We start from the raw sequence: 18,083 nt of genomic DNA on the forward strand, positions 1-18,083 counted from the left end.
CGGCAGCCCGAGCAAAACGGAGTCGTACAGAGTGAACACCGCCTTCGCAACCCTGCTCGTCGCCGCCGCGCTCCTGTCGGCCTGCGGCAACCAAGATGCCGGCCCGCAGCCGGCCGCCCCCGGCCTGCAACAGCGCGCCGACGCCGTCACGGGCCGCGTCACGGCGTTGGATGGCGACTTCGAAGGCGCGGGCCTGGCTGGCGCCAGGGTGCTCTTTCCGGTGGGCGCCGACGCGAAGGCGATGACGGCCGTGATCGCCGCGCGCCTGGTCGAGCGCGGCTCCCTGCGCTGGAACACGCGCATCGCCGAGGCCCTGCCCGAACTGCGCCGCCTGATGCTGCCCGCCTACCGCAACGTGACGCTCGAAGACCTGCTCGCGCACCGCGCCGGCCTGCCCGCCTTCACCACCGAAGAAGAGTTCGGCCGCTTCCTGGCCGTTCTTCCCGAGGCCGTGCCTGCCGGCGCGCTGCCCACCACCGACGCCGGGCGCCGCCTCTTCTTCGCGCGCTGGCTGGTGCGCCAGCCGCCCGCGGCCGACAGCACCGGCTTCCGCTATTCGAACGCAGGCTACGCACTCGCGACCACGATGATGGAACGCGCCACCGGCCTGAGCTACCGCGCGATGTTCGAGCAGGAACTGGCCCGCCCGCTCGCCATCGCCGGCACCTGGCGCGAAGCCGATGCACGCGGCCCCGCCAGCCCGCAGGCCTGGCTCGACGCGATCATGCCGGCCGGCCGCTTCGCCACCACGGCGTCGACCTACGCCGGCTGGCTGCGCTGGCACCTGCGCGCATTGCAGGGCGACCAAACGCCCCTGCCCTCCAGCTACGTGGAGCGCCTGCGCGGACTCGCCCCCGGCGGCTACGCACTCGGATGGACAGGCACGCTCGTGCAAGGCCGCCCGGTGCTGCGGCACGCACGCGGCGGCGCTGAAGCCTCGCTGGCCGAGACGCAGTCCGACGCGGTGGTCGACACCGACGGCGGCAGCGCGAGCTTCGCGCTCTCGCTCGCCGGCCAGCGCGAAGGCGGCGTGCGTGCTTCGGCGGTGCTTGACCGGCTCATGGCCGGGCTGAACGGCCTGAACGGCCTGAACGGCGATGAGCCCACCACCAAGCCGCTCTTCGCGCAACTGCGCTGCAGGCTCAGCCGCTGCAGCTTCGTGATGCGACTGCGGCGCATCGCCTGGGTGCAGGCGCTGCTGCGCTGATCCAGACCGATCTGGCGCAAACTGGAGGCCCGCCCGATCACCGAGGAGCCCCCGATGCGCATCCGCGAACTCGCCACCGGCCTGCAGTTTCCCGAAGGCCCGATCGCCATGGACGACGGCTCCGTACTGCTGGTGGAGATCGCGCGCGGCACGCTCACGCGCGTGCGCGCCGACGGCCTCGTGCAGGTGGTGGCCGACCTGGGCGGCGGACCCAACGGCGCGGCCATCGGGCCCGATGGCGCTGTCTACGTCTGCAACAACGGCGGCTTCAGGTGGCACACCGAGGCCGACGGCTGCATGCGGCCCGTCGGCCAGGCCGAGGACTACTCGGGTGGGCGCATCGAGCGCGTGAACCTCGCGACCGGCCGTGCCGAGCGCCTCTACGACACGGTGGATGGCGGCGCCCTGTGCGGGCCCAACGACATCGTGTTCGATGCTCATGGCGGCTTCTACTTCACCGACCTGGGCAAGGTGCGCGAGCGCGACATGGACCGCGGCGGCCTCTTCTACGGCCACGCCGACGGCAGCACCGCCAGCGTGATCGCGCGACCGGTGATGACGCCCAACGGCATCGCGCTCTCGCCCGACGGCGGCACGCTCTACTACGCCGAGACCGAGGGCGCGCGCGTCTGGGCCTTCGACATCACGGCGCCCGGCCGCGTGCGCAAGGACGGCTGGCCCTCGCCGCACGGCGGCCGCATGCTCTGCGCCTCGCCGGGCGGGCACTACCAGCGCTTCGATTCGATGGCGGTCGACGCGCTCGGCAATCTCTGCGTGGCGACGCTGCTGCACGGCGGCATCAGCATCGTGGCGCCGGACGGCGGCGCGGTCGAGCACGTGCCGCTGCCAGACCGCTACACCACCAACATCTGCTTCGGAGGACGAGACCGGCGCACGGCCTATGTCACTCTCTCGGGCAGCGGGAGGCTGATCGCCATCGACGACTGGCCCACGCCCGGCCTTGCGCTGAACTTCGAAGCCTAGGAAACCACCTGGTAGTACAGGTTCTGCGGATGCCGGGCCTGCGCGAAGAAGAACCAGCGCTCCGCCAGCAGCCCCGGCGCCTGCACCAGCGCCGCGAGCAGCCACGGCAACGTTCCCGCGCCGGCGATGCCCCACGCGAGCAACAGCGCCGGCAGCACGAAGGCCAGCAGCTGGAAGCCCAGCTTCATGTTGCCCAGCGCCGCGAGCGAAGCGCCATGGAAGAACTCGCGCGTGTTGAACGAGCCGGCCGACATGCCCATCGACTTCTGCACCAGCTTCTGCGTGCGGATGCCGGTGGCCGACTGCAGCGTCGACTTGTGGCGAATGCCCGCGTTGCGCCGCAGCGCCGTGCCGCGCGCCGCCCATGCCGCCAGAGTGGCGACGAGCGCATAGGGCCCGAACGCGTGCACGAGGCGCGCCTCGCCGGCCAGCGCCGCCATCGCGCAGGCCAGCACCAGACCGGACGACAGCCCGATCAGCGTGAAGTTGAGAATGGTCAGCGGATGCGCCCATTCCTCGATGAAGCGCAGGCAGGCGTAGATCATCGCGGTGCAGTACCAGAGCAGCACCGCGCCGCACAGCGCGAGCACCGGCAACAACCATGACCACGGCGCGCCGACACCCAGCCGCAGCGACAGCCACCACAGCGCCACCAGCGCGATGAAGGCCGGCAGCACGATCACCTCGCGCGACATCCACGAGGTGCGCCACATCAGCACCGCGCGCCACGCGCGCGTCTTGCGGCCCAGGTGCATGAACGAGGCGGCCAGTCCGGCCACCAGCAGCACCTCGGCCACGCCCAGCGCCAGGGCCAGGAAGCCCGGCGCGAGTTCGAGCCCGAAGAGCACGGCCAGCGCGAGCGCGAACACCAGCCCCTGCGCGGCGCCGGCCAGCGTGGTGAAGAAAAGAATCGAGAACGCCGGATGCATGCGGCCTACTCCTGTTCCGAAGGCGTGATCCGCCTCGGCAGATAGCGATTGGCCGGGTTGGTCTCCCACTCGGGCATGAGCTGGTAGCCGCCGCGCTCGCGGATCGCCTTCGACACGTCGGACTCAGGGTCCTTCACGTCGCCGAAGAGCCGCGCGCCGGTCGGGCAGGCCTTCACGCAGGCGGGCTTGCGGTCTTCCCTGGGCAGTTGCTCGTCGTGGATTCTGTCAACGCACAGCGTGCACTTGGTCATGACCTGGCGCTCCTCGTCGAGCTCGCGCGCGCCGTAGGGGCAGGCCCATGCGCAGTACTTGCAGCCGATGCACTTGTCGTAGTCGACGAGCACGATGCCGTCTTCCTTGCGCTTGTAGCTCGCGCCCGTGGGGCACACCGGTACGCAGGGCGGGTCTTCGCAGTGCAGGCAGCTCTTCGGGAAGTGGATGGTCTCCGTCGCCGGAAAGGCGCCGGCCTCGTAGGTCTGCACGCGGTTGAAGAAGGTGCCGGTAGGGTCGGCCGCGTAGGGCCGCTCGTCGGCCAGCGGTCCGGCGCTGCCGGAGGTGTTCCATTGCTTGCACGAGGTCACGCAGGCATGGCAGCCCACGCAGACGTTGAGGTCGATGACGAGGGCGAGCTGTTTGGCGAGAGTTTCACCGGGCTCGGCACGAGCTGTGCCGGTATTGCTCCCTCTCCCTCTTGCGGGAGAAGGTTGGGGTGAGGGTGCAACGGCTTTCATCACCCCACCGCTTCCAACTCCAGCGGTGCCGCCCTCACCCCAGCCCTCTCCCGCAAGCGGGAGAGGGGGCAAAACCGGAGCCGGCGCCATCAGGTCCTTCAGCCATTGCATCATTTCCTGTTCCTCCCCGCGAAGTAGGTCAGCACGCTCGCCGCCTTGCCCAGCACGCCGGGCACCGCCGGCATGCTCGCGACCTGCGGATAGCTCTCCTCGGGCTCCCCCGGATCGGCCGGCCGTATGCGCACCCGCACGTCGTACCAGCCGGCCTGCCCGGTGATCGGGTCGGAGTTGCTGATGGTCCCGCTCGCGGTGCCTGCACAGGGCAGCTCCTCGCTGATGAGATGGTTCAGCAGGAAGCCCTTGCGCGCCTCGTCCGCGCCCGGCGCGAGCTGCCATGCGCCGTCGGCCTTGCCGATGGCGTTCCAGGTCCACACGGTGCCCGGCTCCACCGCCTCGCTGTGGCGCAGCATGCAGCGCACCTTGCCCCAACGGCTCTCGACCCAGCACCAGCCGCCGTCGGCGATACCCGCGGCCTGCGCCGTCACCGGGTTCACGTGCAGGTAGTTGTGGCTGTGGATCTGCCGCAGCCATGCGTTCTGCGAGTCCCACGAGTGGTACATGGCCATGGGCCGCTGCGTGAGCGCGTTGAGCGGAAACGCATCGAGGTCGGTCGCGGCCTCTTCGAGCGGCGGATACCAGAAGGGCAGCGGATCGAAGTACTTGTCGATGCGCTCGCGCAGCGCCTCGGGCGGCTGCCGCCCTGCGCTCTTGCCCTGCGCCGCGAGCCTGAAGGTCTGCAGCGTGTCGGAGTAGAGCGCCAGTTGCACCGGGTCGTTGCGCTGGCGCCAGCCCTTGTCCTTCGCGAAGTCGAGGTACTCGCGGTTCCAGTTGCGCATGTAGTGCATGCCCTCGGGCATGTGGTACTGGAAAACGCAGTTGTTCTTCTCGTAGGCCTCCCACTGCTTCGGGTTGGGCGCGCCGCGCAGGTGCTCGGTGCCGTCCTTGCCGCGCCATCCCATGAGAAAGCCGATGCCCGGCTGCGGCTCGAAGTTGACGATGAAGTCGGGGTAGCCGCTGTACTTGCGCCCACCCTCGGGCGTGGTGAAGGCCGGAAACTTCAGCCGCGAGGCCAGCTCGATCAGCACCTCCTGGAAGGGCTTGCACTGCCCCGTGGGCGGCACCACCGGGATGCGCACCGAATCCACCGGCCCGTCGAACTCCGAGATGGGCCGGTCGAGCATGCCCATCACGTCATGCCGCTCGAGGTAGGTGGTGTCGGGCAGCACGAGGTCGGCGAATGCCACGGTCTCGCTCTGGAAGGCGTCGCACACCACCAGGAAGGGGATCATGTGCTCGCCCTTCTCGTCCTTGCGGTTGAGCATCTCGCGCACCGCCATGGTGTTCATGCTGGAGTTCCAGGCCATGTTGGCCATGAAGATCAGCAGCGTGTCGATGCGGTACGGGTCGCCCTTCACCGCATTGGTGATCACGTTGTGCATGAGCCCGTGCGCCGACAGCGGGTGCTCCCACGAGAAGGCATGGTCGATGCGGATCGGCGAGCCGTCGGGGTTGATCGCCAGCTCTTCGGGACTGGCCGGAAAGCCCAGCGGCGCGGCATTGAGCGGCGTGTTCGGCTGGATCATTCCGGGGTCGTTGAAGGCGCGGTAGTTCGGCACGATGTGGCGTGGGTAAGGCGCCTTGTGCCTGAAGCCGCCCGGCGCATCGATGGTGCCGAGCACGCTCATCAGCACCGCGAGCGCGCGCACCGTCTGGAAGCCGTTGGAATGCGCAGCCAGCCCGCGCATCGCATGGAAGGCCACGGGCCGGGCCTGTGTGGTCCCGTGCCGCTTGCCCCATGCGTCGGTCCATGGAATGGGCAGCTCGAAGGCCTGCTTCAGCGCCGTCTCGCCCATCTCGCGCGCCAGCTTGCGGATGCGCGCCGCGTCGATGCCGGTGATGGCCTGCGCCCATTCGGGCGTGCAGCTCGCCACGCGCTCGCGCAGCAGCTGGAACGAGGGCGCAACGCGCGTGCCGTCGGCCAGCGTGTAGTGGCCTTCGAGCGCGGGGTCGCAGCCGTCGGCGATGCCTTCGGGGTACGCGGGCTTCACGCTGCCGCTGGCCTTGTCCCACACCAGCTTGTTGTGCGGGTTGCGGCCGTCGCCCGGTGGGCCTCGCTCGGGATCGAAGGCGAACAGACCTTCGCGCTCGCAGTCGTCGAGCACCACCAGCTGCGGCGCGTTGGTGAAGCGCTTGAGGAACGCATGGTCCACCAGCTCGTTGCCGATCAGCTCGTGCAGCAGCGCCATGAACAGCGCGCCGTCGGTGCCGGGCTTGATCGGAATCCACTCGTCGGCGATGGCCGAGTAGCCGGTGCGCACCGGGTTGATGGAGATGAAGCGCCCGCCCGCGCGCTTGAACTTGCTGATGGCGATCTTCATCGGGTTGCTGTGATGGTCCTCGGCCGTGCCGATCATCACGAAGAGCTTTGCGCGTTCCAGGTCGGGCCCGCCGAACTCCCAGAAGCTGCCGCCGATGGTGTAGATCATTCCCGCGGCCATGTTGACCGAGCAGAAGCCGCCGTGCGCCGCGTAGTTGGGCGTGCCGAACTGCCGCGCGAAGAGGCCCGTGAGCGCCTGCATCTGGTCGCGCCCGGTGAAGAGCGCGAACTTCTTCGGATCGGTGGCGCGGATCTTCGCGAGCCGCTCGGTCAGCATGTCGAAGGCGCGCTCCCAGCTGATGGGCTCGAACTCGCCCGCTCCGCGCTCGCTGCCGGCCTTGCGCAGCAGCGGCTGCGTGATGCGCGCGGGAGACACCTGCTTCATGATCCCCGAGGAGCCCTTGGCGCAGATCACGCCCTGGTTCAGGGGGTGGTTCGGGTTGCCGTCGATGTAGCGCACCTCGGGGCCCTTCTCGCCCTCCCGCAGGTGCACGCGAATGCCGCAGCGGCAGGCGCACATGTAGCAGGTGGTGGTCTTGACCGTGGTGTCGGCCGTGGGCGTGGGCGCCACCAGCGGGTCGTGCACGGGCTCGCGAGACAGGAAGCTGAACACTTGGCGGTCCTTTGTTTTCAGGCGGGGGTCCGCTCGATGGTATGCAGCCTCGATCAAACGAAAAAGCAGAGAATATCGCTCACCATGACCGGAAAAACTGATCAGCAGCAGGGCACCGCATCGAGCTCCCGCCTGCGCCTGAACCTGCGCCAGCTCGAAGTGTTCGTCGCCACCGCGCGCGAAGGCAGCACCCGCGCCGCGGCCGACCGCATCGCGCGTTCGCAGTCGGCTGCCAGCAGCGCCCTGGCCGACCTGGAGTCTTCGGTGGGCGTCCAGCTCTTCGACCGGCTCGGGCGCCGGCTGGTGCTCAACGAGAACGGCCGTGCCTTGCTGCCCAAGGCACAGGCGCTGCTGGACCAGGCCGCGGAGGTCGAGGCGCTTTTCAGCGGCGAGCATGCGGCGCCGCTGCGCGTGGCGGCCAGCTTCACCATCGGCGAGTACCTGCTGCCGGAGCGGGTGTCGACCTGGACGGCGCTGCATCCGCAGAGCCAGGTGCACCTGCACATCGCGAACACGCACGACGTGATCGAGGCAGTGGCCGGCTTCGACGTGGACGTGGGCTTCATCGAAGGCCCGCAGACGCACCCCGACCTCGTGGTGCGGCCCTGGCGCGAAGACGAACTGGTGATCGTCGCTGCGCCCGGCCACGAGCTGGCGGGCCGCGTCGCCACGCACAGGCAGCTCTCGCAGGCCACCTGGGTGTTGCGCGAGCATGGCTCGGGCACGCGGCAGGTGACGGACGCATGGCTCATCCAGAACCTGGAGCAGGTGCACGTGGGCTTCGAACTGGGCAGCACCGAGGCCATCAAGCGCGTGGTGGCATCGGGCACCGGGCTCGCGTGCCTCTCGCGCTACACGGTGGCGCAGGCGCTGGAAGACGGGCATCTGGTGGAGCTGCGCACGAGGCTGCCGGCCGGCGTGCGGCGGCTGGCGACGGTGATGCACCGCGACAAGCTGCTGGGCCGCGCGACGGCAGACTTTTTGCGCCACTGCGGCGCCATCGTGCCGCGCCGCTAGAAGTCTTCAGCCGGCGGCTCGCAGCACACGCGCCGTGTGCCTGGCGATCACGGCTTCTTCATCGGTGCGCAGCACCCACGCGCTTACGGGACTCTCGGCCGTAGTCAGCCGCGCGGCACCGCTGCGGTTCGCGGCGGCATCGACATTCACGCCCAGCCACTCGCAGTCTTCGAGGATGCGTTCGCGCAACGCCGCGCCGTTCTCGCCGATGCCGCCGGTGAAGATGATGGCATCGACGCCGCGCAGCGCCGCCGCGAGGCTGCCCATGTGCCGCACCACCTGCTCGGCGAAGTGGCCGATGGCCTCGGCGGCGGCAGGCTCGGCCGAGGCCTCCAGCACGCGCATGTCGCTGGACACGCCCGAGATGCCGAGCAGCCCCGACTGGCGGAACAGCAGCGCCTCGACCTCGTCGGCCGACATGCCGCGCGAGCGCATCAGGTAGAGCACGACGGCCGCGTCGAGTTGGCCGCAGCGCGTGCCCATGGTCAGCCCGTCGAGCGGCGAGAAGGTCATCGTCGTCACGACCGATCGGCCTTGCGCGATGGCGCACATCGAGGCGCCGTTGCCCAGGTGCGCGACGATCACGCGCCGCTGCGCGAGCTCGGGCGCGATACGGGCGAACTGCGCGACGATGGATTCGTAGGAAAGGCCGTGGAAGCCGTAGCGACGCACGCCCGCGTCGTGCAGCTCGCGCGGCAGCGCGAAGCGCCGGTTGACCTCGGGCTGCACCGCGTGGAAGGCGGTGTCGAAGCAGGCGACCTGCGGCACACCGTCGAATGCCGCCATCGCCGCGCGCACGCCCGCAAGGTTGTGCGGCTGGTGCAGCGGCGCCAGCGGTTCCAGTTTCGCCAGCGCGTCGAGCACGCCGGCATCGATGCGCACCGGCGCCACGAAGTCCGCGCCGCCATGCACGATGCGATGGCCCACGGCCGCGATGCGCCCTCCTCCCGACTGCTTCGCGTGCCAGTCGAGCAGCGCCGCAAGCGCCCCCTGGTGCGAAGCCTGTGCGCCTTCGAGCGGCGCGTCGTGCAAGGCCTGCCCGTCGGCATCTCGCACACGAAGCCGCGCCTTCAGGCCCGCGCCCAGCCCATCGGCCTGCCCCGACCAGCGCGCCGCCGGCAGCGCGGCGTCGCCATCGCCGGCCGCGTCGAACAGCGCGACCTTGATGGAAGACGAACCCGCGTTGAGCGTCAGCAGCGAACCGGTCATAGGGTGGCTTGAGTTCAGACGTAGTCCTTGTACTTGTCGAGGAATCGTACCGGCTTGGACAGCGCGTCGCGGCGGAACGGGTCGCCCAGCTCGCGGGTGCACATGATCTCGATCACGCAGGTCTTGCCTTCGTTCATCTGCATGTCGATGGCCTTCTTCAGCGCCGGTCCCACGTCCTCGAGCCTGTCGACCACGATGCCCTCTGCGCCCATGGCCTTGGCGATGCCCGCGAAGCTCTCGCTCTCGAGCTCCCCGGCGACGAAGCGGCGGTTGTAGAAGTCGACCTGGTTCTTCTTCTCCGCGCCCCACTGGCGGTTGTGGAAGACCACCGCCGTCACCGGGATGTCGTGGCGCACGGCCGTCATGATCTCGACCATGCTCATGCCCCAGGCGCCGTCGCCGGCATAGGCCACGGCCGGGCGGTCGGGCGCCGCGCACTTGGCGCCGATCATGGTGGGCAGCGAATAGCCGCAGTTGCCGAAGCTCATCGGCGCGAAGAAGCTGCGCGGCTCCTCGAAGCGCAGGTAGCTGTTGGCGATGGCGTTGATGTTGCCGATGTCGGTGGACACCATCACGCGCGGCGGCATGGCCTTCTCGAGTTCGCGCAGCACCTGGCGCGGGTGCAGGTAGCTGCCGCCGGTGGGCGTCTTCTCGCCTTTCGCTTCCTCGATGGCGTCGAGGCTGAACTGGTCGCGCTCGTGGGTCCACTCGTCGAGCTCTTTCTCCCACGCGGCCTTCTCGGCCTTGATCTTCTCGGCGCGCTCGGCCTTGGTGGCATCGCAGGCCAGTGTCTTGCCCTGCAGGCGCTTGAGCAGCTCCTTGGCCGTGGCCTTGGCGTCGCCGTGGATGCCCACGGTGATCTTCTTCACCAGGCCCAGGTTGGTGTGGTCGGCCTCGACCTGGATGATCTTCGCTTCCTTCGGCCAGTAGTCCATGCCGTGCTGCGGCAGCGTGCCGAAGGGGCCCATGCGCGAGCCGAGCGCGAGCACCACGTCGGCCTGCGCGATCAGCTTCATCGCGGCCTTGGAGCCCTGATAGCCCAGCGGGCCGGCCCACAGCGGGTGGCTCGCGGGGAAGGAGTCGTTGCGCAGGTAGCCGTTGGCCACCGGCGCGCCCAGGCGCTCGGCGAGTGCCTTGCACTCTTCCACTGCGTCGCCCATGACCACGCCGCCGCCCGAGAGGATCACCGGGAACTTGGCCGAGGCCAGCAGTTCGACCGCCGCATTCAGGCTGTTCTCGCCGCCCGCGCCGCGCTCCACGCGCATCGGCTTCGGGATCTCGCACTGGATCTCGCCGTAGAAGTAGTCGCGCGGAATGTTCAGCTGCGTCGGGCCCATCTCGGAGATGGCGCGGTCGAAGCAGCGCGCCGTGTACTCGGCCATGCGCTTGGGGTTGTTGACGTGGCCCTGGTACTTGGTGAACTCCTGGAACATCGGCAGCTGGTTGGCTTCCTGGAAGCCGCCGAGTCCCATGCCCATGGTGCCGGTCTCGGGCGTGATCATCACGACCGGGCTGTGCGCCCAGTAGGCAGCCGCGACGGCCGTCACGCAGTTGCTGATGCCGGGGCCGTTCTGGCCGATGACGAGGCCGTGGCGGCCCGACACGCGCGCATAGCCGTCGGCCATGTGGGCGCCGCCCTGCTCGTGCACCACCGGAATGAGGCGGATGCCCGCGGGCGCGAAGATGTCCATCGCGTCCATGAAGGCCGAGCCCATGATGCCGAAGATGTCGGTCACGCCATTGGCGACCATGGTCTCGACGAAAGCCTCGGAGGGCGTCATCTTCTGCACGCCCTTGACGGCTTCGCGTGCGGGGGCTGCGGCTTGCTTCTGGCTCATGGGAGGCGTCTCCTGGAAGGATGAAGGGGCGGGTTTCGCTCTAAAAGTCGGAACTTCTTGTTCCGGAATTCATTCCGGCGGAATATAGGACGGCATCGGCACCGCGTCAAACAATTTACAAAAATCGGAACGTCTTGTCTCTTTTTTTGTAAAACACCTATGATTCGCGCCATGAAGATCGTCAAAGGGCTTTCCGTGGACGCCGCCGAACCGACCGGCTCGGGTGGTGACTCGCCCACCATGCGCCTGTTCGCGCTGCTCGAAGTCATGGCCGCGAAAGACCAGCGCTATTCGCTGCAGGGCCTGGTGGAAGAAACCGGCCTGCCCAAACCGACCTTGCACCGCATGCTGCAGCAGCTCGAAGGCGCGGGGCTGCTGCAGCGCGAAGGCGACGGCCGGCACTACGGCATCGGCACGCGGCTGCGGCGGCTGGCCGAGAACCTGCTGCTCAACGACAGCCTGCACGGCGCGCGCCACACGGTGCTGCGCCAGCTGGTGGAAGAGATCGGCGAGAGCTGCAACCTCACTGCCCTTTCGGGCAGCGAGGTCGTCTACCTCGACCGCGTGGAGACCGCCGCGCCGCTGCGCTTCTACCTGCACTCGGGCTCGCGCGTGCCTGTGCACTGCTCGGCCAGCGGCAAGATCTTTCTCTCGCAGATGAGCGCGGCGCAGCGCCGCCGGCTGCTGTCTCATGCGCCGCTCGAAACCTACACGCCCCGCACGCTGACCGATCCCGAGGCGCTGGAAAAGGAAGTACAGCGCGTACGCAAGGACGGCTACGCCATCGACCACGAGGAGTTCCTGCCCGGCCTGCTGTGCATCGCCACGCCGGTGCCCTCGGGCGACGACGCCCCCTCCAACCTCTGCATCGCGGTGCAGGCGCCGGTGATGCGGCTCGACGCGGCCAAGGCGAAGACGCTGCTGCCCGCATTGCAGCGTGCCGCTCAGGCACTGAGCCGCATCGACGCCGACGCGGCCTCCGACCGCGCGCAAGCCTGAAGAACTCCATTTCGCTGGAACCGCCATGACCGACACCGCCGACCTTCGACCCGACCGGATGCTCAGCGTACGCGAGGTGTTCGGCATCGACTCCGACCTGCGCGTGCCTGCATTCAGCGAGCGCGATGACCATGTGCCTGAGGTCGACGCGGTCTACCGCTTCAACACCGACGTGACGCTCGCCATCCTTGCGGGCTTCATGCGCGACCGGCGCGTGATGGTGCAGGGCCTGCACGGCACCGGCAAGTCGACCCACATCGAGCAGGTGGCGGCGCGGCTGAACTGGCCCTGCGTGCGCCTGAACCTCGACGGCCACATCAGCCGGCTCGACCTCGTGGGAAAAGACGCGGTGGTGCTGCGCGAAGGCAAGCAGGTCACCGAGTTCCAGGAAGGCATCGTGCCCTGGGCTCTGCAGCGGCCGGTAGCGCTGATCTTCGACGAGTACGACGCGGGCCGGCCCGACGTGATGTTCGTCATCCAGCGCATCCTGGAGCGCGACGGCAAGTTCACGCTGATGGACCAGAACCGGGTGCTGCGCCCGCATCCCTTCTTCCGCCTCTTCGCCACCGCCAACACCGTGGGCCTGGGCAACCTCAATGGCCTCTACCACGGCGCGCAGCGGCTCAACCACGCGCAGATCGACCGATGGAACATCGTGGCCTCGCTCGACTACCTGCCGGCCGCGGAAGAGATCGCCATCGTGCAGGCGCGCGTGCCTTCGCTGGCCGACGAGGCGGGCACGAAGCTGGTCGCATCGATGGTGGCCGTGGCCGACCTCACGCGAAAGGGCTTCGCGGCCGGCGACCTCTCGACGCTGATGTCGCCGCGCACCGTCATCACCTGGGCCGAGAACATCGAGATATTCAAGGACCCGGCGCTGGCCTTCCGCCTTTCCTTCGTCAACAAGTGCGACGACGCTGAACGCCCGCTGGTGGCCGAGTACTTCCAGCGCTGCTTCGACCGCGAACTGAAGGAATCGCACCAGCTCTCGGCGGGCCCGCGCGAATGACCGCCGGCCCCGCGAGCGCGATGCAGCGCCGCGTGCGGCAGGAAGAACTCGTCGCCGAGCTCTGCGCGGGCGTGGTGCGCGCATTCAGCGGCGAGCGCGACCTGCACTTTCGCGGACGGCGCCTGCACCGCGGCCGCATGGCGCTGCCCTGGTTCGCGCCGCACCTGCATCCCTCGCCCGACACCGACGATTTCGCGTCCTTCCGTGGCGTGGCCGACGGGCTCGCGCTGCGGCTCACCGCATCGGATGCGGCGCTGCACCAGAGCCTGCGCCCCGAGGAGCCGGTGGAGCGCATGCTGTTCGAGATGCTGGAGCAGTTCCGCGCCGAGGCGATGGCGCCAGAGGTCATGGTGGGCATGCGGCACAACCTGCGGCACCGGCACGAGGAGTGGTCGCTCGCCTTTCATCACTCCGGGCTGACCGACACCGCGCGCGGCCTGCTGCTGTATGCCGTCGCGCAGATCTGCCGTGCGCGCGTCAACGGCGAACAGGTCGTCGAGGAAACCGAGGACATGCTCGAAGCCACGCGCTTCGCGCTCGCACCGCTGATCGGCCACGCGCTGGCCGGCCTGCGCAAGGACCGTGCCGACCAGGCGGCCTATGCGGTGCACGCCCGCGCCATCGCGCGCATCGTTGCCGCGATGCTGCACGAGGCCGGCGACGGAGACAGCGAAGCCGCGCGCGATGCCCACGTGGATGACAAACGCAGCGTGTTCAGCCTCGTGGCCGATATGGACCAGGAGATCGTCGAGCGCTTCACCACCGCCGAGTCGGGCCGCAGCGAGGCGCTCGAAGGCGCTGGCGGTGCCTACCGCGTTTTCACCGACGCCTACGACCGCGAACACGATGCCGCCACGCTCGCACGCAAGGAAGTGCTCGCAGGCCATCGCGAGAAGCTCGACCGCCGCATCGCCGCGCAGGGCGTGAACATCGCCCGCCTCGCGCGCGAGCTGCGCGCACTGCTAGCCGAGCCCGAACGCGACGGTTGGGACGGTGCGCAGGAGGAAGGCCTCGTCGATGGCCGCCGCCTCGCGCAGCTCGTGGCCTCGCCCACCGAGCGCCGCCTGTTCCGCACCGAGCGCATGGAGCCGCTGGCCGATTGCATCGTCACCTTCCTCATCGACTGCTCGGGTTCGATGAAGGAGCACGCCGAACCGGTGGCGATGATGGTCGACGTGTTCGCGCGCGCACTCGAACAGGCTGGCGTGGCCTGCGAGGTGCTGGGCTTCACCACCGGCGCGTGGAACGGTGGACGCCCGCAGCGCGAGTGGGTGCGCGCGGGCAGGCCGCCGCATCCGGGGCGGCTCAACGAGCGCTGCCACATCGTCTTCAAGGCCGCGGCCACGCCATGGCGACGCGCGCGCCCCGCAATGGCGGCGCTGCTCAAGGCGGACCTGTTCCGCGAAGGCATCGACGGCGAGGCGGTCGACTGGGCCTGCATGCGGCTGCGCCAGCGCGGCGAGGCGCGCAAGCTGCTGATGGTGATCTCCGATGGCTCGCCGATGGACAGCGCCACGCACCTCGCCAACGACGCGCACTACCTCGACCACCACCTGCGCGACGTGGTCGCGCGCCAGGAACAGCGCGGCGACATCGAGATCGCCGGCATCGGCGTGGGCCTCGACCTGAGCCCCTGCTACAGCCGCAGCCATGTGCTCGATCTGGCGAACCCGAGCGGCAACACCATCTTCCGCGAAGTGATCGGGCTCATGGCGGGACGCCATCGCCGCTGAGGCATTTAGAACTACATCCAAGTCCCTGATTGACAAGGGGCACCAGGCGTTCTTACATTGCGTTTCACATCCGAGAACGCTGTTCCAATATTTGGAACAACAAGGAAAGCCAAGCCTCATGGACTCCACGCTTGCCAAGGGCCTCGCCGCCATCGAATGGATGGTGCGCCAGCAGCGCGACTGCCGCGTCACCGAACTGGCGCAGGCATTCGGCATGGCGCGCAGCAACGCGCACCGCACGCTGCAGACGCTGGTCGAATGCGGCTGGGCCGTGCAGGACCCGGGCACGAGCACCTACCGGCCCAGCCTCAGGCTCTTCGAACTCGGGGCGATGGTTTCCGAGGCATCCGACATCGGCTCGCTGCTGCGCCCTCATCTCGCGCAGCTCGCGCAGGCCACGGGCGAGACCATCCACCTCGCGGTGCTCGACGGCGCGGAGATCGTCTACCTCGACAAGTTCGACAGCCCCCTGCCGGTGGCCGCCTACTCGCGCATCGGCGGTCGCGCGGCGGCGTACTGCGTGGCTTCGGGCAAGGCGCTGCTCGCCGCGGCAGGCCTGAGCGTGCCGGCGCTGCAGGAGTGCCTGGGCACGCTGGAGCCGCACACCAGGAACAGCATCACCGACTTCGGCACCCTTTTCAACGAACTGGAACGCTCCCGCGCCCGCGGTTATGCAGAAAACCGCGAGGAATGGCGCATCGGCGTTTGCGGCCTCGGCGTGCCCGTGCTCAATGCACGCGGCGAGGCCGTGGCGGCCGTCGGCATGAGCGTGCCCTCGATCCGCTTCGCGCGCACGCAGGCGCGCGGGCTGGCCGATCACCTGATGGCCTGCGCGCGCGATGCCAGCGTCACGCTGGGCTATCGCGTGGGCGCCGCACCGGCCGGGCCGTCGCCGATGTCCATCACAAAGAGAAGGAGACCCGAATGAAGTTGTTCTTCGCCCCCTGGCATCGCGCCGGGATGCTGGCTCTCGCCGCGCTCGCTGCCTTCGCCTCGCCCCTTGCCGCGCAGGCGGAAAACGGCAGCGACTACCCCAACAAGCCGATCCGCCTCGTCGTGCCCTACCCGCCCGGCGGCGGCACCGACGTGATCGCGCGCATCGTGCAGGAGCGCTTCTCGGCGTTGCTGGGCCAGCAGGTGCTCATCGACAACCGCGGCGGCGCGGCGGGCTCCATCGGTACCGAGCTGGTGGCCAAGTCGCCGCCGGACGGCTACACGGTGCTGTTCACGCTCTCGTCACACACCATCAACCCGGCCATCTACGCGAAGCTGAGCTTCGACACCGCGAAGGACTTCGCACCCGTGGGCATGGTCGCCTCGCTGCCGCAGATCCTGGTGGCCAACACGCAGTTTCCGGCGAACACGGTGGCGGAACTGGTCGCGCTGGCCAAGGCCAAGCCCGACAGCATCTCCTTCGCATCGGTGGGCAACGGCTCGCCAGGCCACTTGGCCGGCGAGCTCCTGAAGCTGCGCACCGGCACGCAGATGACGCACGTGCCGTACCGCGGCGGCGGCCCGGCCGTGACCGACGTGATGGGCGGGCAGGTGCCGCTGCTGTGGGTGTCGATTCCGGCGGCCGCGCAGTTCGTGAAGGCCGGCAAGCTCAAAGCGCTCGCGGTATCGACCACCAGGCGCAGCGCGGCCTTTCCCGACGTGCCGACGATGCAGGAGGCCGGCATCGCCGACTTCGACGTCGACTCCTGGTACGCCGTGTTCGTGCCCGCGAAGACGCCCAAGCCCGCCATCGACAGGCTCAACCGCGTGATCAACACCGTCGTCAAGGAACCCGAGATTCGCGACAAGCTGCTCGCACAGGGCAGCGAAGGCGTGGGCGGCACGCCGGAGCAACTGGGCAAGGTCGTGACCGCCGAACTCGTGCGCTGGCAGAAGCTCGCCAGGGAAGCAAACATCAAGGTGGATTGATCCACGCAGGCCCCATGGAACACCCGAACACCCCCTCTTCCCCCATCGCCGAATTGGTGGCGCGCGCCCGCGCCGCGCAGCGCATCTACGAGACCTGGTCGCAGGCGCAGGTCGACACCGCCGTTGTCGCGGCGGGCTGGGCCATCATCGAGCCGGCACGCAACCGCGAGCTGGCCGAGCTGGCCGTGGCCGACACCGGCGTGGGCAACGTCGAGGACAAGGTGCGCAAGAACCACCGCAAGACCTTCGGCCTGCTGCGCGACCTGCACGGCGCACGCTCGGTGGGCGTGATCGCTGAAGACCCGGCGCGCGGCATCGTCGAGATCGCGCGGCCCGTGGGCGTGGTGTGCGCCATCACGCCATCGACCAACCCGGGCGCGACGCCGGCCAACAAGATCATCAATGCGCTCAAAGGGCGCAACGCGGTCATCGTCGCGCCCTCGCCCAAGGGCTGGTCGACGGCGGCGCGGCTCATCGAGTTCATCCACGCGCAGTTCGACCGCATCGGCGCACCGCGCGACCTGGTGCAGCTGCTGCCCGCGCCGGTCAACAAGCAGTCGACCGCCGAGCTGATGCGGCTGTGCGACCTGGTGGTGGCCACCGGCTCGCAGGCCAACGTGCGCGCGGCGTACGCGAGCGGCACGCCGGCCTTCGGCGTGGGCGCGGGCAACGTGGCGGGCATCGTCGACGAGACGGCGGACGTAGAGGCCGCAGCCGATCGCATCGTGCGCTCCAAGACCTTCGACAACGCGACCAGCTGCTCGTCGGAGAACAGCCTCGTCGTCGTCGATGCGGTGCGCGCGAAGATGCTCCCCGCCCTGAAGGACCGCGGCGCCGTCATGCTCGCCGACGCGCAGAAGGCCACGCTGCAGAAGCTGATGTGGCCCGAGGGCAAGCTCTCGGCCGCCGTCATCGGGCAGTCGGCACGCGTTATCGCCGAGCGCGCGGCCGAGGTCGATGGCGCCAACCGCGCGGCGTGGCAGGCGATTGCCGAGGCCGATCCGCGCATCCTCATGGTGGCCGAGGACGGCGTGGGCCACGACCATCCGTTCTCCGGCGAAAAGCTGAGCCCGGTGCTCGCGGTGTACGCCGCGCGCGACTTCGACGAGGCCGCCGCCACCGTGGCGCGCATCTATTCGTACGAAGGCGCCGGCCACTCCGTGGGCCTTCACAGCGCGGTGCCCGAACGCGCACTCTCGCTCGGCCTCACGTTGCCGGTCTCGCGCGTCATCGTCGACCAGGCGCACTGCATCGCCACCGGCGGCAGCTTCGACAACGGGCTGCCCTTCTCGCTCTCGATGGGCTGCGGCACCTGGGGCAGGAACAACTTCTCGGACAACATGAACTACCGGCACTACCTGAACATCACGCGCGTGTCGCGGCCGATTCCCGAGGTGGTGCCGAGCGAGGAAGACATCTTCGGCGCCTTCTTCGCCAGCCACGGCGCGAAGTGA

Annotated in this window: 14 protein-coding genes; 9 read left to right on the forward strand and 5 right to left on the reverse strand. The window is 69.1% G+C overall.

Going from position 1 to position 18,083, the window contains the following annotated elements:
- Window positions 1-31: 31 nt before the first annotated feature.
- Window positions 32-1,207: a serine hydrolase domain-containing protein gene (locus ABL838_RS21615; RefSeq protein WP_418121821.1), complete on the forward strand. Its 1,176-nt coding sequence runs from the start codon at window positions 32-34 to the stop codon at window positions 1,205-1,207.
- A gap of 54 nt (window positions 1,208-1,261) precedes the next feature.
- Window positions 1,262-2,191 carry an SMP-30/gluconolactonase/LRE family protein gene (locus ABL838_RS21620; RefSeq protein ID WP_418117268.1) on the forward strand — a complete coding sequence of 310 codons (930 nt, stop codon included), beginning with the start codon at window positions 1,262-1,264 and terminating at the stop codon, window positions 2,189-2,191.
- On the opposite strand, the gene ABL838_RS21625 is transcribed toward ABL838_RS21620, so the two are convergent.
- The 3 genes from ABL838_RS21625 to ABL838_RS21635 are packed head-to-tail and all read right to left on the reverse strand — an operon-like array spanning window position 2,188 to window position 6,901.
- Window positions 2,188-3,120: a dimethyl sulfoxide reductase anchor subunit family protein gene (locus tag ABL838_RS21625; RefSeq protein ID WP_418121823.1), complete on the reverse strand. Its 933-nt coding sequence runs from the start codon at window positions 3,118-3,120 to the stop codon at window positions 2,188-2,190. The two genes, ABL838_RS21620 and ABL838_RS21625, sit on opposite strands and share 4 nt — an antisense overlap.
- Window positions 3,121-3,125: 5 nt before the next feature.
- The gene (locus ABL838_RS21630; RefSeq protein WP_418121825.1) at window positions 3,126-3,965 is read right to left on the reverse strand and encodes a 4Fe-4S dicluster domain-containing protein; all 840 of its coding nucleotides are present in this window, start codon (window positions 3,963-3,965) and stop codon (window positions 3,126-3,128) included.
- Window positions 3,962-6,901 (reverse strand): molybdopterin-dependent oxidoreductase, encoded by a 2,940-nt coding sequence (locus tag ABL838_RS21635; protein WP_418121827.1) that lies wholly within the window; start codon window positions 6,899-6,901, stop codon window positions 3,962-3,964. The genes ABL838_RS21630 and ABL838_RS21635 overlap by 4 nt, the downstream gene beginning before the upstream one ends.
- An 84-nt stretch (window positions 6,902-6,985) precedes the next feature.
- On the opposite strand from ABL838_RS21635, the gene ABL838_RS21640 reads away from it, so the two are divergent.
- Window positions 6,986-7,918, forward strand: a complete 933-nt coding sequence (locus ABL838_RS21640) for a LysR family transcriptional regulator (protein WP_184641629.1) — start codon at window positions 6,986-6,988, stop codon at window positions 7,916-7,918.
- 6 nt (window positions 7,919-7,924) lie between these two features.
- On the opposite strand, the gene ABL838_RS21645 is transcribed toward ABL838_RS21640, so the two are convergent.
- Window positions 7,925-9,127 carry an acetate/propionate family kinase gene (locus ABL838_RS21645; protein WP_418121829.1) on the reverse strand — a complete coding sequence of 401 codons (1,203 nt, stop codon included), beginning with the start codon at window positions 9,125-9,127 and terminating at the stop codon, window positions 7,925-7,927.
- 14 nt (window positions 9,128-9,141) lie between these two features.
- Window positions 9,142-10,965 (reverse strand): sulfoacetaldehyde acetyltransferase, encoded by a 1,824-nt coding sequence (gene xsc / locus ABL838_RS21650; RefSeq protein ID WP_369661417.1) that lies wholly within the window; start codon window positions 10,963-10,965, stop codon window positions 9,142-9,144.
- Window positions 10,966-11,136: 171 nt separating this feature from the next.
- On the opposite strand from xsc, the gene ABL838_RS21655 reads away from it, so the two are divergent.
- The 6 genes from ABL838_RS21655 (at window position 11,137) to sauS (ending at window position 18,083) form a co-directional block, all read left to right on the forward strand.
- Window positions 11,137-11,964: an IclR family transcriptional regulator gene (locus tag ABL838_RS21655; protein ID WP_418121831.1), complete on the forward strand. Its 828-nt coding sequence runs from the start codon at window positions 11,137-11,139 to the stop codon at window positions 11,962-11,964.
- Between the two features lie 25 nt (window positions 11,965-11,989).
- On the forward strand, window positions 11,990-12,973 hold the full coding sequence (locus ABL838_RS21660) for an AAA family ATPase (protein ID WP_418121833.1): 984 nt from the start codon (window positions 11,990-11,992) through the stop codon (window positions 12,971-12,973).
- Window positions 12,970-14,706, forward strand: a complete 1,737-nt coding sequence (locus ABL838_RS21665; protein ID WP_418121835.1) for a cobaltochelatase CobT-related protein — start codon at window positions 12,970-12,972, stop codon at window positions 14,704-14,706. Before ABL838_RS21660 ends, ABL838_RS21665 begins: the two co-directional genes overlap by 4 nt.
- Window positions 14,707-14,824: 118 nt before the next feature.
- A complete protein-coding gene (locus tag ABL838_RS21670) occupies window positions 14,825-15,634 on the forward strand; it encodes an IclR family transcriptional regulator (protein WP_418121836.1) in 810 nt (269 codons plus the stop codon).
- Window positions 15,631-16,629: a tripartite tricarboxylate transporter substrate binding protein gene (locus tag ABL838_RS21675; protein WP_418121838.1), complete on the forward strand. Its 999-nt coding sequence runs from the start codon at window positions 15,631-15,633 to the stop codon at window positions 16,627-16,629. The genes ABL838_RS21670 and ABL838_RS21675 overlap by 4 nt, the downstream gene beginning before the upstream one ends.
- A 14-nt stretch (window positions 16,630-16,643) precedes the next feature.
- Window positions 16,644-18,083 (forward strand): acylating sulfoacetaldehyde dehydrogenase, encoded by a 1,440-nt coding sequence (gene sauS / locus ABL838_RS21680; RefSeq protein WP_418121839.1) that lies wholly within the window; start codon window positions 16,644-16,646, stop codon window positions 18,081-18,083.

The sequence above is a fragment of the Variovorax sp. 160MFSha2.1 genome (assembly GCF_048305075.1).
GTDB classification, from domain to species: Bacteria; Pseudomonadota; Gammaproteobacteria; order Burkholderiales; family Burkholderiaceae_C; genus Variovorax; species Variovorax guangxiensis.